Source organism: Exiguobacterium sp. E17S (assembly GCF_057772545.1).
Map to the genome: position 1 here is coordinate 1,549,487 of NZ_JBYLRU010000001.1, position 13,930 is coordinate 1,563,416.

Here is a 13,930-nt window from a genome sequence, read left to right on the forward strand (position 1 = left end):
TCAGTTCCGGAATGGTTTCCGAAAACTGACCTCTCTTTTTGTATGCCTGATAGAATCCGTTTAAAACTGAACGTAGAACACCGCTCCCCCACCACTCCGGTCACGAACACCATAGTCAAATTGATGACTATCGAGAATCATTCGACTGATCGCAAGACCGAGTCCATGTCCGGCACTGCCTTCTTGTTTAACGTAAACGTCCCAAATCGTTGCCCGGTCTTCTGCTCGGACACCCGCTCCCTCATCCTCGACCGTCAATTGGTCATGCGTTAAGCGAACGGTGACCGTCCCGCCGACGGGTGAAGCAAAACGGGCGTTCATCAGAAAGTTGATCAAGACACGTTCGAACATGCGTGGATCAAGGGACTGCCTAACCGGTTGCAGCTCCGTCGCCAGTATCAGTCCTGCCTGTGTGAACGTCCCGCGCAGGCGTTCAACTGTCGCAATCACGAGTTCATCGAGTGCCACATCCGTTCTTTCAAGCGGCATCCGTCCACCGGCAAGCTTCGAATAAAGCAACGTCTCATCAATCAGATGACCGAGTCGATCCGTCTCCTCGATGATGCTCGTCGTCACGTCGGGCAGTTCAGCAACGGGAATAACACCTGCCGCGAGTGCCTCGGTCTCGTTTCGAATGATCGCAAGCGGTGTCCGCAAGTCATGGGTGATGCCAGCAATGAACGTCTTCTGTAGATGATCCTTTTGTTTAAGTTGCGTCTGCATCTCGTCAACTGCGTCAATCAACTCCCCGACTTCATCCTTCGGTCGTGCCGGTAAGACGACATCCGTTTCACCAGCACCAATCTTTTGGGCAACGGAACGGAGCGTCACAATCGGTCGTGTCAGGTGCCGTCCCATATAGTAAGCGAGCAATGATGCGAGCAACAGTGTCACGAGTAACGCGAGTCCGATTGCGAGATAAACACCACTCAGCGCACTACTCGCCAGTGGTGCTTGCCGGACCGTCGTGATGCGCGTTCCGTCAACCGTCAACTGATACGTCAGCAACCGTTCGTCTTGCACTTCAATGACATCTTCCTTCTTGAGATTATCAAGAAGTGGCAACCGCCCCGCCGGTCCGCGCGCCCCGATCCGTTGCGTCAACCCGTCGGTCGTCAAAAATCCTTGGATGTCACGCGGTATCGGCGTGTTGGCTTCAAGCGCTTGTTTGATGATGTTCGCTTCCCGGGCGAGTTGATCGTACCGTTCGCCTTCTGCGAATCGATTGACGAGAAACGCCGTCAAGACGAAACTAAGGACGCCCATCACGAGCAGCGGACCGACGACAGCGTATAAAAACTTCCGCATCAAAGGACGTCGTTTCATTCAATCGCCTCCAATCGATAGCCGACCCGGTGGACCGTCTTCAATTGTTGTTTAACGACGGGTAACTTATCCCGCAATTGTTTAACGTGTGTATCGACGGTCCGGGTATCACCTCCGAACGCATACCCCCAGACGTCATCAAGAATCTGATCCCGACTGAGTGCCTCTCCGAGGTGTTCGATGAAATAAAGCAACAGTTCGAACTCCATCTTTGCGAGACTGACCGCCCGCTCACCTGTTTTGACTTGGCGTCCCTTCTCATCGATCGTCAAGTCACCAAACGCATGGCGAGCAACCGGACGGACTTTAAGTGCCCGTTCAAGCCGGATCGTCAACTCCTTCAGGACGACTGGTTTGACGAGATAGTCATCGGCACCGAGTTCAAGTCCGAAGACGCGATCATCGGCCTCTCCACGCGACGTCATCATGAAGACGACCGGCGGCTGGACTTGTGATTTGATGCCTGGCACGAGCGACCAACCGTCCCCGTCCGGTAAGCGGACATCGATCAAAACGGCATCAAATGCTCTCGTCAGGCACTGTTTCGCCTCTGCTAACGAACCAGCAATCGTTACGTCATATGCATGGTGCCGGAGGAAACGTGCCGTCACTTGCGCTAATTTTTGTTCATCTTCAATCAATAGTACTTTCATGGTCATCCCTCCACTCTTAGTGTAGCGCCTTTTTGCTCAGATTTGCCTTTCTTCGCAGTTTCTTTGCAACTTCCTCACAACTTCTCTTTCGTGACCCTCTACCATAAAAGGTGAAAGGAGTGATCAACCCATGACATTCAAAAAACAATGGATCACTGCATTGACAATTAGCGCATTAACAGTCGGAGGCGCATCAGCATACGCTGCGACGAACGACGACTCGAACACAACAAAACAAGCGAAACACGGGCACCACTTCGAAGGTATGAAAAAGCACGACATGACGTTACTCTTGAAAAAATTGAACCTGACACAAGCCGAGGCAGATGCTGCCCGCGAGAAAGGACAATCGATCGCTGATCTCGCAAAAGCAAAAGGGATCTCGTTCGCTGATTACAAGAAGGCAGAACTCGCAGCAGCGAAGGAACAACTCGCAAGTCTCGTCAAATCAGGCGACTTAACGCAAACGCAAGCAGACGACATGTTGAAGCGTCAAACGGAACGATTCAGTGGCGTCAAGAGCTACGATGAACTCAAAGACAAGATGCCGATGGGTCGCCACGGTGGACCAGGTTTCTTCAATGAATCATTGATCGCCGACGTCCTGAAGGCACTTGGACTGAGCCAGTCGAAGTTCGATGCAGCGAATCAATCGCTTGCTGCTTATGCGAAGGCACAGTCGATCAAGTTCGCCGACTATAAAAAAGCATTGCTTGCGGCGCAAACAAGCGAACTCAATCAACTCGTCAAAGATGGGAAGATGACGAAAAAGCAAGCAACGGAAATCAAGTCTCGTCTGACCGAAGAATATAAGGACGCGAAGAGCTACGACGATCTTCCGGATCGCGCCGAACACGGCAAGCGTGGTGACCATGGACCGGGTGGTGTCTTCGGTGATTCGACATCCGCGATTTTAAAAGCACTTGGACTCGATGAAGCGAAATTCGAAGCTGCAGAGCAATTCCTGCCTGAGTTCGCAGAAGCGAACAAGATCGCTTATGCCGATTTCGAGAAAGCCGTCCTGACAGCACAAACTGCTGCGATTGATCAACAAGTCAAAGATGGTAAGCTGACAGAAAAACAAGCGAAGCAGATCAAGGAACACATCCAGTCCCGCGCGGATGAAGCTTCAAGCTACGCTGATCTTAAGAAAGGTCCAGCACGCGATGGTGGTCATGGTCGCGGACACGGACCTGGTCCGGACGGTGACATGCCGGGCGCACCGAACCAAGGAACGGATACGGATCCCAATGCCAGTGAATCGTCCGTCGATTTAGCGATTTAAGGATGAGACCGAAGCTCTTTCATGAGAGTTTCGGCTTTTTTGTGTTCGATTTAGGACAGATGTCTTTTAATCATGATTTTTATATACTGGTTTACTTTTTTGAAAAATAAGTCTATTCCTTGAACGAAGGTTGCAATTTCCATTTCCTACACCCGATACTAGTAAAGAGAACGCTAGTATTGCAAGGAGGTGACGTGGATGGCTTTTCATGAAGCGATGAATCGGATTCGTCAATCCGACACAGCCCCACTCTATATCGGTGGACTGGAAGTGTCCCGTCCGGAAACGGCGGAAGCCTTCTTTCAGCAACAGACAGATGCAATCTTTTTATTCGATGCCTCTGGAACGATCATCTATTTCAATGAACAGTTACCAGACATGCTCGGCTATTCCGCTGAGACGCTCTATGAGCATTTCGCCGTGTTCAATCCGCCTGATCAGATTGAAGCGGTGACTGCCTTTTTCACGCGTGCCTTAAACGGTGAGACCGTTCATTATACGGCACAAGGACTTCATGCTGACCAACACCGGGTCACATTGAAGATTACGAACATGCCGGTTGAACAAGACGGACAAGTGATTGGTGTCTACGGAGTTGCGCGCGATATCACACGTGAGAAACAACTCGAAGAAGATGTCTCGTCGATTCGTTCTCAACTTGAACTGACGGAACAGATTCCGGAACTCGTCGTCTTTCACTTCGACGTCAACACACAAACAATCGAGTTTTCTCCCGCTTTGTTGCATTTTTTAGGTCTTTCAGAAATCGACGCGACGACGCTTGACCAAGAACAGTTATTTAGTCGGATTCATCCACGTGACTTCGATCCACTCCGGTTCGAGATGGAACGTTTGATTGCGGGTGAAAAGGAACGTTTTGAAATGGAAGTCTCCCTGCTGACCGCTGACGATACCTATCAGCTGTTGCGCTTGAAAGCCTTCCATCGTCCGCATCATCCAGATCATCTATCGGTCGTCCTCTATGACTTATCGGAAGTCGACGAGGCGCGACGTCAACTCGTCACGGAACGGGCACAGGCACGTGAAATCTACGAAGCCGTTAATGCCGCGATCTCACAAATCGACTTATTTTCGGGACGAATCCTCTTTCACTCACAAGGGTTCCTGCACATCTTTGAAGAATTGCCGCAGGATTTAATTCTTAGTCGTGAGTGGTTGTTCGAGCGGTTGGACGTCCGTGATCACGCGGCGATGAAACAGTTCATTAGACGGTTGGTCGACGGTCAGGCCGGCACGATCCAATACCGCCTTCACTTCCCGGATGGTCGCGTCAAATGGATCGAGGACCAACAGATCCCGGTCTTCCAACTGGATGGAACGATTGCTTACACGAATAGCATCATGCACGACATCACGCTTCAAAAAGCGTACGAGGAACAATTACGGCAACTTGCTTTGCGCGACGTCGTGACACATCTGCCGAACCGGCAAGCGCTCATCGAGACGATCGACGCGTGGCAAGAAAAGAATCAATCGTTCTTCATTCTCACCGTCTCCTTCAACCGGATCGCTGAGATCAACAACGCCTTCGGACACGGTTCCGGTGATCAGTGGCTACAAGGAACGGCAGCCTTATTACAACAAACAAAGCCGGACGAGACGTTTCTTGGGCACCTTGGCGGCGATGAGTACGCCTTGCTCGTACCGACAAGCTATAAACAAGACGTGACGACATGTGCTGAGGCACTACTCGACTTATCGGAAACACCAATCTCGATCGAACCATATGCCTTGTTCGCGCGGATCTCGGTCGGAGTCAGCCGGTATCCGGAAGACAGTACGGACGCTGTCGAATTATTGAAGCATTCCTACACTGCCTTACGTCGCTCACGTCGTGAAAACCACAGCACGATGCACCACTATGCATCGAATCTTGATATCGATTATTACCGTCGTTATCGCCTTGAGCAGGATTTACACTATGCGATCGAACGCAATCAACTGTTTCTTGAATATCAGCCGAAAGTCGACAGCTGGACCGGAAAAATTGTCGGTCTCGAGGCATTGATTCGCTGGCAACACCCGGAATGGGGGCGGATTCCACCGAACGACTTCATTCCGCTTGCTGAAGAAAGTGCCTTACATGTCGCAATCGGAGACTGGGTCGTCGAGACGGCGTGTCGTTCGATGCAACACTGGAAAGCAACAGATGCAGAGCTCGTTCCGATTTCCGTCAATGTCTCACCAAAACGATTCTTGATTCCTGGTTTTGAACATCATATCGAACGGATGCTATCAACGTATCAGCTCGCACCTGAATTACTCGAACTCGAAATCACGGAAGCGGCCTTGATCATGGATGACCCGATGACGAGTCGGACGCTTGAATACGTCAGTCGGATCGGTGTTCGAATCGCACTCGACGACTTTGGAAAAGGCTATTCTTCAATGGTCTATCTGCAACGGTATCCGATCAACGTCATCAAGATTGACCGACAGTTCGCGACCCACATCACGGATGACGCCAAAGCCCAAGCGATCGTCAAAAGTATTCTCTACATGGCAGGTGAGTTCAATCTAACGGTTGTCGCAGAAGGCATTGAGACGCTTCGTCAGCTCGATACGTTCCGGACGCTCAATTGTCCGAGTATCCAAGGTTATCTGTTTAGTCGCCCAGTGCCAGCGGACGTCATGGAATCGTTCCTCCTGCGTGAGATCTTGTATCCGATCGAAGCCTGTTCCTTGTCGAGCGATACGGTTCCTCGCTTCTCTGTCTCAGGAAAGGTTCGCATGTTAACGCATCATGAACGCCCGTTCGAACTGCCTTTTTCGGACATCGAAGCCCATCAGACGAGCACACGTGCACTCTATTTTTCGACGAAGACACCGTTACCGTTGTCGGATGCGACGTTTGAGATTCGCTTGAGTGAAGGATTACAACTCGTCACGTGTACGGTGACGATCACCGGACAGGAAGATGAACAATATATCGGCGAATACACGAATCCGACAGAAGCGGAACAGATCATGCGCTTCTTCCAGTCGTTACGCTATCGCCCTTGACCTCTCCACGAAGACGTTCACACACGTCTTCGTGCTTTTTTGTTATAGTAATCGTAAAGCGTTTTACTTCAGAAGGGAGGAATGGCATGCAGTCACCACTACCTACGAAACATCATCGCCGCTCTACGAAAGGTCAGCTTTTTCGACGATTGTTGATGCTGACGATCGGTGCCATCATCTTCGCGCTTGGACTGAAAGGATTCCTTGTTCCAAATAACATCATCGATGGCGGAATCGTTGGGATTTCGATCATCGGCTCAAAAGTGACCGATACGACGCTCGCCTTATGGCTGTTCTTCTTGAACATTCCATTCATCTTCTTTGGCTACAAACAAATCGGAAAGACGTTCGCCCTGTCGACGTTATATGCGATCTTCGTCATGGCGATCGCAACGAAACTCCTCGAACACATCGGTCCGCTGACGAGCGTGGATTTGCTCGCGACCGTCTTCGGTGGCTTGATTCTCGGAATCGGCGTTGGCATCGTCATCCGCTCGAGTGGATCACTCGACGGAACCGAGATTCTCGCTGTCTCCTTCAGCCGCTCGACGCCGTTTTCAGTCGGTGAGATCGTGATGTTCTTCAACGTCTTCATCCTCGGCGCCGCTGGCTTCGTCTTCGGTTGGGACCGGGCGATGTACTCGTTGATCACCTATTTCGTTGCCTTCAAGACGATTGATGTCGTCATCGACGGACTCGATCAGTCGAAGAGTGTCTGGATCATTTCGGAGAATTACGAAGAGATCGGTCTTGCAATCATGGATCGACTCGGTCGAAGCATGACGTACTTAAACGGAGAAGGTGCCTTCACCGGCGACGGTAAAAAAGTCATCTTTTGCGTCATCAGTCGCCTCGAGGAATCAAAACTCAAAGACATCGTCCGTGACTTCGATGAGGAAGCCTTCATTGCGATCGGCAACATCCATGATGTCCATGGCGGTCGCTTCAAGAAAAAAGATATCCATTAACCGAACGAAAGGAAGGAACACGGGTGTGGAAAAAACATCGTAAGAAAATCATCGGTGGCGTGATCGTCATCGTGACGCTTGCTGTCATCGTCGTCATCGGAATTTCCGGTTATGTCGGCTCCTCGTTGACGCAACCGGAACGGGAAGCCTTGACGACGACACCAAAGAAAGCGGAAGGACTCGACTATGAAGACGTCACCTTCCGCTCCTATAAAGACCGGACACGTTTGTCCGGCTGGTGGATGCCTAGCGAGGACGCCAAACTGACAGTCGTCTTCGCCCACGGTTACGGCAAGAACCGGGAACAAGAAGATGTTCCGGTCTTCCCGTTATTCAAGAAGTTCCACGACGCGGGCTATAACGTCCTGACGTTTGATTTCCGAGGATCCGGTGAATCGGACGGAAAACGTGTCACAGTCGGTGCAAAGGAACAAGATGATTTGCTGACGGCCGTTCGCTACGCGAAGTCGCGATCTTCTAAACCAGTCGTCCTCTACGGTATCTCGATGGGCGCTGCAACATCACTCGTAACCGCTCCAAAGGCGGACGTCGTCGGTGTCATCGCCGACAGCCCGTTTAGCGATCTCGAGAACTATCTCGCAACGAACCTGCCTGTCTGGAGCGGATTACCGAACTTCCCGTTCACCCCGATCATTCTGGAGATCACGCCACCTCTGACGGGTCTTAATCCAGAACGCGTCAAGCCGATTGAAGCGGTTCGACGAATCGAGTATCCGGTCCTGTTGATCCACGGGAAGGACGACGATGCGATTCCGGTCACGGAAAGCATGAAGATTCAAAAGGCGGCGCCGCGCTCCGAGCTCTACGTGACGGAAAACGGTGGACACGTCCAATCGTATGCGCACGACCGAAAAGCGTATGAAGAGAAAGTCATGACGTACTTGTCAGATCTGCACTGATGAAAGGAGATTGACATGCAACAGTTATCGTTGTTCCTGACCTTTTTCGTCGCACTGACAGTTATGACAATCGGACTGCTCGTCTCCCGCCGTGCCGGCTATCGTTTACCGTACGGACGAACGATTGTCTTGATTTGGACCGGCTCTGCTCTGATCGGACTAGCCCTTTACTTATTACGTTAAACGAACAGCCGCCCGCTTCCTTGACGGAAACGAGCGGCTGTTGTGTGTGCTTATCGTTTTAGTACGGCAGCGCCGACAATCTTCAAGACTTCCGGACGACTGAGTTTCTCTTTCCCTTTTGCAAGGGCATCGAGCGTCCCATGTGCGAGTGCAAGTGGAATGTGACAGAACTCATAAATCGTCGTCTCCTTCGGAATGGACGCAAGGTAGGCATCGGCTTCTGCGAGATTCTCACGCGCATAAGCAAACATCGTATCCGTCGTCCAACCAGGTGGGAAGTAACCGACACCACGCTCCGCATCCTCCTGTTGGTTCCGCAGGATGTTGACGGCTTGTAAACCACGACCAAATCCGATCGCTTGCTGTTTATCAGTGACGATACCAGCCTTCCAGTACCAAATGTCGGATAACATGACACCGACAAGTCCGGCGACATAATACGTATACTCGTCAAGATCTGCTTCCGTCTCGACCGTCCAGTCACGCTCTGCCCAGACCGCCATCCCTTCTGCCATCTCCGCCGTCGAATCGAGGACCTTCGGACGAATCGCGGCCGGACAATAGGCGATCCACTCCGGTAGACGGAGTGTTACTTCCGGTAGATGCGCCGTATAAGGCGCAATCAACTCGAGATAGGTCGTAGCGGAGAACGTGCCCCGCATCAATAACGCTGTCTCGCGAAGTAACATCGTCTTGACGTCCGTCGCCAAGTCCTCGTGGTCTTCAATCTCATCGATGGCACGCATGCATAGATAAGCAGCACCGACCGCTTCCTGTAAGTCTTGCGATAGTCGACTAATCGGGATATAGAAGGTGCGACTCGTCGCTTTTAATACACGGTTCGCGTCTTTTTTCAGCTGCTTCGTCTCATTCATTCCTGACAACTCCCTCTTTGGCTCAAAAGGTTTCTTTTCTCTTCATTACTATACACGATTCAACGCGTTTCAGCATTTGTTTCATGATAAGAAAGACTCCCCTTGCAGCACATTCGGGCAAAGGGAGTCTTTTCGTCCTCGTTTGAAGTGCCTCGTTCGTTAAAAAGATACGTTCCGATGACATTCAAATGGAATCATTTTTCCTGTTGTTTCAAGAGTTGTCCGATCAATCCAGTACTACGGGACGCTTCCGTGTTCTCTTCTTGGATCGACAAGTAGACTTCCTTCCGGTGGATATCGACTTGCCGTGGCGCCTTGATACCAATCTTGATTTGATCGCCTTCGATTGCAAGAATCGTCAGTTCGATGTCGTCACCGATTTGAATCGCTTCTCCCGTCTTTCGTTTCAGTACGAGCATCAGCGACCACCTACTTCCGTCAGACTACCAATCAGATGACGATTCGCGTATGTATCGTCTAGGATGATTTGTTTCGCGAGCCGTTGTTTCGTCTCCATGACGAAAGGTGCTCGTAAGTTCGTCGTCGACGTCGTGAACGGATCCCGTAATGTGACCGTCGTATAGACAGCGACTTGCGCCGTATCCTCGATTCCGAGTTGCTCTTTTGCTGCCTCTGGTAACTCGAAAACATATTCCGGATCAATCCAGAATGGGTTCGTCACAACGAAGGCACACTCCGGCTGATCAATCGATTGAAACGACCAGAACGGAACGCCTTCTCCGAACGGGAGCAAGATGAAGCGTTTTGCTTCCGGAAAACCTGGTAATTCAGACGCGAAGGTGATGATTTCCGTCTCGTCAATCGTGATGGTTCCAAAAAAATCCGTTTCGATCTGCATGTCGTTATCCTTCCTCATCGAATATGCCGCCAACCGGCCACATATTCAGTTGATTTTGTTCTTGTAGATAAATGTCGACCTGACCTTCTTTTACGGTCAGTTCCGGTCGATGCGTTTCAACATCGATCTTCGGACGATTCGCAGTATAACTTAATCGTACCTCAGCCGGTGTATAGGTCGTCTTGACTCGATCGAGGCTCCGCGGAATGAATCCGAGGGTCGTTACTTCAGCAGGTGGTGTATCATTGGCTTTCGCAATCCGCGCGACAGTTCCACCGCCCTGCTCGATCCGCATCAGTTGATCGCCTTCAGAGGATCGTTTCGCGACAGCTTCCTGCCCTTTTTGTCGTCCATAAGTAGCATACTGCCGAACGGATTCGAGCGCAGGAACGCGCCCCATCTCGATCCAGGCTTGCGTCGAATCGATCTCAAGGCGTGCCGCGACGGTTTCAATCGATAGTTCCCCACGTGGTTGTTCGATCGACAGGGAGGCAGGTGTCTGCTTCTGCTCGATTTGCGGACGCGTGATGTTCATCCCGATTCGTGCCGCCGTCTGACGTATTTCAAGATGCGGAAGATTCATCTGCCTTCCCCCCTTATCGTAAGAAATCGAGTAATGTCGGCTGAATGATTCGTGCCCCGGCGCTGAGTGCTGCGCGGTGTAACGTCTCGTATGACTTCAGCTCCATGATGACTTTTTCCGCCTCAATGTCTTCGTTATCCGACATGACCGTCTTCGCGATGATTTCCTGATCCTCGAGCCGTGATGTGTTCAAATCCATCCGGTTGACCCGTGCCCCGAGATCAGCACGTGTCTCGACCGTTCCGTTGACCATCTCATCGATATCTTTCAACATCCCGGATAAGGTAGCCCCGTTGTTATCAGCGTTCGTTCCGAGTGCATCATAGACTTTTTTCAACGTTTGGAACGTTTCCGGTCCGAAGACGCTGAGTGGTGAAATGTTAACTTGGACTTCGATACCAGAAGAAACTTCATATTTGATGGATTCCGTCTCCTTACCTGTCGGATCACCATCCGTGAAGACACCGTCAACAGGACCAGTTGTACTCGCTAAGTAATCACGCAATCCGTCCATCGAGATGAATGCCGTATCCGTCTTCGTTCCGTTGAAGATGCCTTTTTCATTGTATTTCGTATTCGCGAGCGTCCCAATGTGTTCAATCAATTGACCGACTTCGCTCTGGATCGCTTTACGTTGTGTTGCATCGTACGTATCCGTCGCCGCTTGTGTCGTCAACTCACGAATCCGACTCATCGCTGATGTGACTTCGTTAAGGGCAGAATCCGTCAAGTCCATCCAGCCCGTTGCTTCGCTGGCATTTTTCTTGAACTGTTCGACTTCTCGTACTTCCGTCCGGTAACGCACGCCTTGCATTGCAACGACTGGATCCTCAGACGGACGTTGAATCTTCTTCCCACTGATCAATTGTTCCTGAAGCGTGCTCAAGCGCTGATAGCTTGAAGATAAGTGCCCGATATTCGTTTTCGTCAACATCGTTTGTGTTACTCTCATCTATTCATCACCGTCCTACGAGTCCCATACCGTTGATGATTTTATCAAGCATCTCATCGACGGTCGTAATATTTCGTGCTGCTGCATTATAAGCGTGTTGATATTGAATCATCATCGTCATCTCTTCATCGATCGAGACGGCAGACATCGACATGCGGCGCTGATCCGCACTTTCCATTAAGACAGCAGCACTCTTACCAAGGCGTCCGACCTGATCGGTCGAGACCGCCATATCGCCGATGACGTTTTGATAGAACGAGCCGATCGTCGTCGTCGTTTTCGACTCCGTGAATTCGATGCTCGCTGTCTTCATCTTCGCTAGATTCAATGCCCCTTGACTATCCCCGATGTTGCCGTCCGTTGACGTCGCAATGTTATCAAGACTCGCCTTGATGTCCGAACCGACAGAAATCGTTGCTGCCGTGATGTCACCGCTTGTTGATGCGAAGAAGGCGTTTGATCCCGCTGTACCATCTTTCTTCAAGTTCGTCGCATGCGCAGCGTTAAAGGCGTTCGCGAATGTCTTTGCCATCTCATTGAGTTGGCTTTCCATCTTGACGTATTCCCCGACGGCTTTTCCGTCTCGCTCTTGCCCGTACATCTCGATTAGTCCTGATAAACGTCCTGTTGAGAAGCCACCGAGCTGATCAAACGTATAGGTTTGTGTCTCAGACTTAAAGCCGGTGTACAGTCCCTGGTCGTTCGTCGTGAACGTCAGCGTGCCCGCTTTCGGTAAATCGGAGTCGACAGCAAGCAGCTTATCCCCGTTCGGAAACTTGATGTTGACGTCGATGCGCCCTTCCGCATTGCGCAACGCATTCCCCATCTGTCCTGTTTCGATCGCCTGAGCATCTACTGTCACTTTTTCGAAATCGACATATTGAGCAAGCTCATCGAAGTAACGATCTCGTTCATCGTAGAGTGCGTTCGGCAAAGCACCAAGCGGTTCGACGACATGGATTTCCGTATTGATGTTATGGATTTTTTGTAAGAGGTCGTTGACTTTTTTCGTCGAGACCTCGACTTCACTCTTTAAGTCCGCTTTGACTTGATTGATTGCTTTCGCCATGTAATTGAAGGTCTGCGTGAGAGTCTCCGCTTTTTGACGAACGACACTGCGTGCACCTGAATCTTGCGGGTTCGTCGACAAAGTCTGGAGTGATTCCCAGAACCCATCGAATGCTTTTGAAAGACCCGTTTCCGACGGTTCGTTGATGATATCTTCCATCCGTCCGAATGCCGCTTGTTTCGTGCCGTAGTAGGACACCTTCGTCACTTCATCCCGGTACTGCTTATCGAGCATGACGTCGCGAATCCGCTCAAGCATTTCTCCGCGGACCCCGGTTCCGACTTGTCCATTTCGTCCAGATCCAAGTGAAATCGAAAGTTGTTCCGTCGTTCCCATGACGAGACGCTGACGAGAGAATCCTTCCGTGCCGGCGTTCGCAATGTTATTTCCAGTCGATTGCAGAGCCCACTGGTTCGTCGTTAATGCCCGACGTCCTGTCTCAAGCCCCATGAAAGTCGATCCCATCCGTATTCCTCCTTACGCGTTTCGATTGAAGTGTGTCTGGTTTAGTGCGGACTGTCCGTATGTGAAGTCATCCGCTTCTGGAATCAAGAGTTGGAGATGCCAATCCAAATACTGCAGGGATTGCTCTAGCAACTCCGCGTTTAGTGTGTTGAGCTGTCGCAGCTGACCGATCGTCTGCAACAACGTTCGGAGTGAGTCGACATCTTCCGGATGCGTCGCGATCCATTCCGTCATCGTCACACTCCCCATCAGTGCGAGCCGTTCTTGTTCTAGTGCTTCGATCCGCTTGATATGTACCGGTTCTTCTTTGACGATTTCAGACAAACGACGCATGTCATTTGCAATCAAGACCTGCTTCTTTTCTTCTGCGAGCGCAAGTAAATGAGCATGCGCCTCGTTGAGTTGATTGATGAGTTGCATTCGGTTTCTCCTTCCGAATTGAAAAGGTTCCATTCATATAAAAAACGACCCGCGCATCCGTGCCCCGAGTCGCCTCCATTGTCTACGATGTCCAACTTACAGGTTCAAGAAACGTTCCGCGATTTTTTTCGCATCCGGTTTATAGGTTCCATCCTGGATCGCCTGTTTGAGGGATTCAATCTTTTCAGTCCGTGACGACTGTGTCTCGTTGAAACGCGCACGCGCTTCTGTAGAGATACTGACTTCGTCCGGACGATTCGTACGTTGGTTTTTTGTTCCTTCTACTGATTGAGTTCTTTCGTACGTTTTGGGCATGTTCACCCATTTCGTAGAATCAATTCGCATGTG

The 13,930-nt window shown here is 50.7% G+C and carries 15 protein-coding genes; 5 read left to right on the forward strand and 10 right to left on the reverse strand.

Annotated features, from left to right (window positions below; genetic code table 11):
* Positions 1–60: 60 nt before the first annotated feature.
* On the reverse strand, positions 61–1,326 hold the full coding sequence (locus AC3B4V_RS08030) for a HAMP domain-containing sensor histidine kinase (RefSeq protein ID WP_488378094.1): 1,266 nt from the start codon (positions 1,324–1,326) through the stop codon (positions 61–63).
* Positions 1,323–1,979, reverse strand: a complete 657-nt coding sequence (locus AC3B4V_RS08035) for a response regulator transcription factor (protein ID WP_488378095.1) — start codon at positions 1,977–1,979, stop codon at positions 1,323–1,325. Before AC3B4V_RS08035 ends, AC3B4V_RS08030 begins: the two co-directional genes overlap by 4 nt.
* Before the next feature lie 130 nt (positions 1,980–2,109).
* On the opposite strand from AC3B4V_RS08035, the gene AC3B4V_RS08040 reads away from it, so the two are divergent.
* From AC3B4V_RS08040 to AC3B4V_RS08060, 5 genes are all read left to right on the forward strand, one after another.
* Positions 2,110–3,264, forward strand: coding sequence for a hypothetical protein (locus AC3B4V_RS08040; protein ID WP_488378096.1), 1,155 nt, complete (start codon positions 2,110–2,112; stop codon positions 3,262–3,264).
* Between the two features lie 198 nt (positions 3,265–3,462).
* Positions 3,463–6,288, forward strand: coding sequence for a sensor domain-containing protein (locus AC3B4V_RS08045; RefSeq protein WP_488378097.1), 2,826 nt, complete (start codon positions 3,463–3,465; stop codon positions 6,286–6,288).
* A gap of 86 nt (positions 6,289–6,374) precedes the next feature.
* The gene (locus AC3B4V_RS08050) at positions 6,375–7,256 is read left to right on the forward strand and encodes a YitT family protein (RefSeq protein WP_294747993.1); all 882 of its coding nucleotides are present in this window, start codon (positions 6,375–6,377) and stop codon (positions 7,254–7,256) included.
* Positions 7,257–7,279: 23 nt separating this feature from the next.
* Positions 7,280–8,176, forward strand: a complete 897-nt coding sequence (locus AC3B4V_RS08055) for an alpha/beta hydrolase (RefSeq protein WP_488378098.1) — start codon at positions 7,280–7,282, stop codon at positions 8,174–8,176.
* A 15-nt stretch (positions 8,177–8,191) separates the two neighbouring features.
* Positions 8,192–8,359: a hypothetical protein gene (locus AC3B4V_RS08060; protein WP_223040779.1), complete on the forward strand. Its 168-nt coding sequence runs from the start codon at positions 8,192–8,194 to the stop codon at positions 8,357–8,359.
* 50 nt (positions 8,360–8,409) lie between these two features.
* Here AC3B4V_RS08060 and AC3B4V_RS08065 read toward each other — a convergent pair whose 3' ends face one another.
* The 8 genes from AC3B4V_RS08065 to flgM all read right to left on the reverse strand — a co-directional run bounded on the left by AC3B4V_RS08065 (position 8,410) and on the right by flgM (position 13,927).
* Positions 8,410–9,234, reverse strand: a complete 825-nt coding sequence (locus tag AC3B4V_RS08065; protein ID WP_029342526.1) for a squalene/phytoene synthase family protein — start codon at positions 9,232–9,234, stop codon at positions 8,410–8,412.
* A 194-nt stretch (positions 9,235–9,428) separates the two neighbouring features.
* Complete coding sequence (csrA, locus tag AC3B4V_RS08070) at positions 9,429–9,653, reverse strand: carbon storage regulator CsrA (RefSeq protein ID WP_029342527.1); 225 nt, start codon at positions 9,651–9,653, stop codon at positions 9,429–9,431.
* A complete protein-coding gene (fliW, locus tag AC3B4V_RS08075; protein ID WP_058705009.1) occupies positions 9,653–10,093 on the reverse strand; it encodes a flagellar assembly protein FliW in 441 nt (146 codons plus the stop codon). Before fliW ends, csrA begins: the two co-directional genes overlap by 1 nt.
* Before the next feature lie 4 nt (positions 10,094–10,097).
* Positions 10,098–10,676, reverse strand: a complete 579-nt coding sequence (locus AC3B4V_RS08080) for a DUF6470 family protein (protein WP_488378099.1) — start codon at positions 10,674–10,676, stop codon at positions 10,098–10,100.
* A 13-nt stretch (positions 10,677–10,689) separates the two neighbouring features.
* Entirely contained in the window at positions 10,690–11,628 is a 939-nt protein-coding gene (gene flgL / locus AC3B4V_RS08085; protein WP_488378100.1) for a flagellar hook-associated protein FlgL, read from the reverse strand.
* A 7-nt stretch (positions 11,629–11,635) separates the two neighbouring features.
* Positions 11,636–13,162 carry a flagellar hook-associated protein FlgK gene (flgK, locus tag AC3B4V_RS08090; protein WP_488378101.1) on the reverse strand — a complete coding sequence of 509 codons (1,527 nt, stop codon included), beginning with the start codon at positions 13,160–13,162 and terminating at the stop codon, positions 11,636–11,638.
* A 12-nt stretch (positions 13,163–13,174) separates the two neighbouring features.
* Positions 13,175–13,582: a flagellar protein FlgN gene (locus tag AC3B4V_RS08095; protein WP_488378102.1), complete on the reverse strand. Its 408-nt coding sequence runs from the start codon at positions 13,580–13,582 to the stop codon at positions 13,175–13,177.
* A gap of 96 nt (positions 13,583–13,678) precedes the next feature.
* Positions 13,679–13,927 (reverse strand): flagellar biosynthesis anti-sigma factor FlgM, encoded by a 249-nt coding sequence (flgM, locus tag AC3B4V_RS08100; protein WP_047393186.1) that lies wholly within the window; start codon positions 13,925–13,927, stop codon positions 13,679–13,681.
* Positions 13,928–13,930 lie beyond the last annotated feature (3 nt).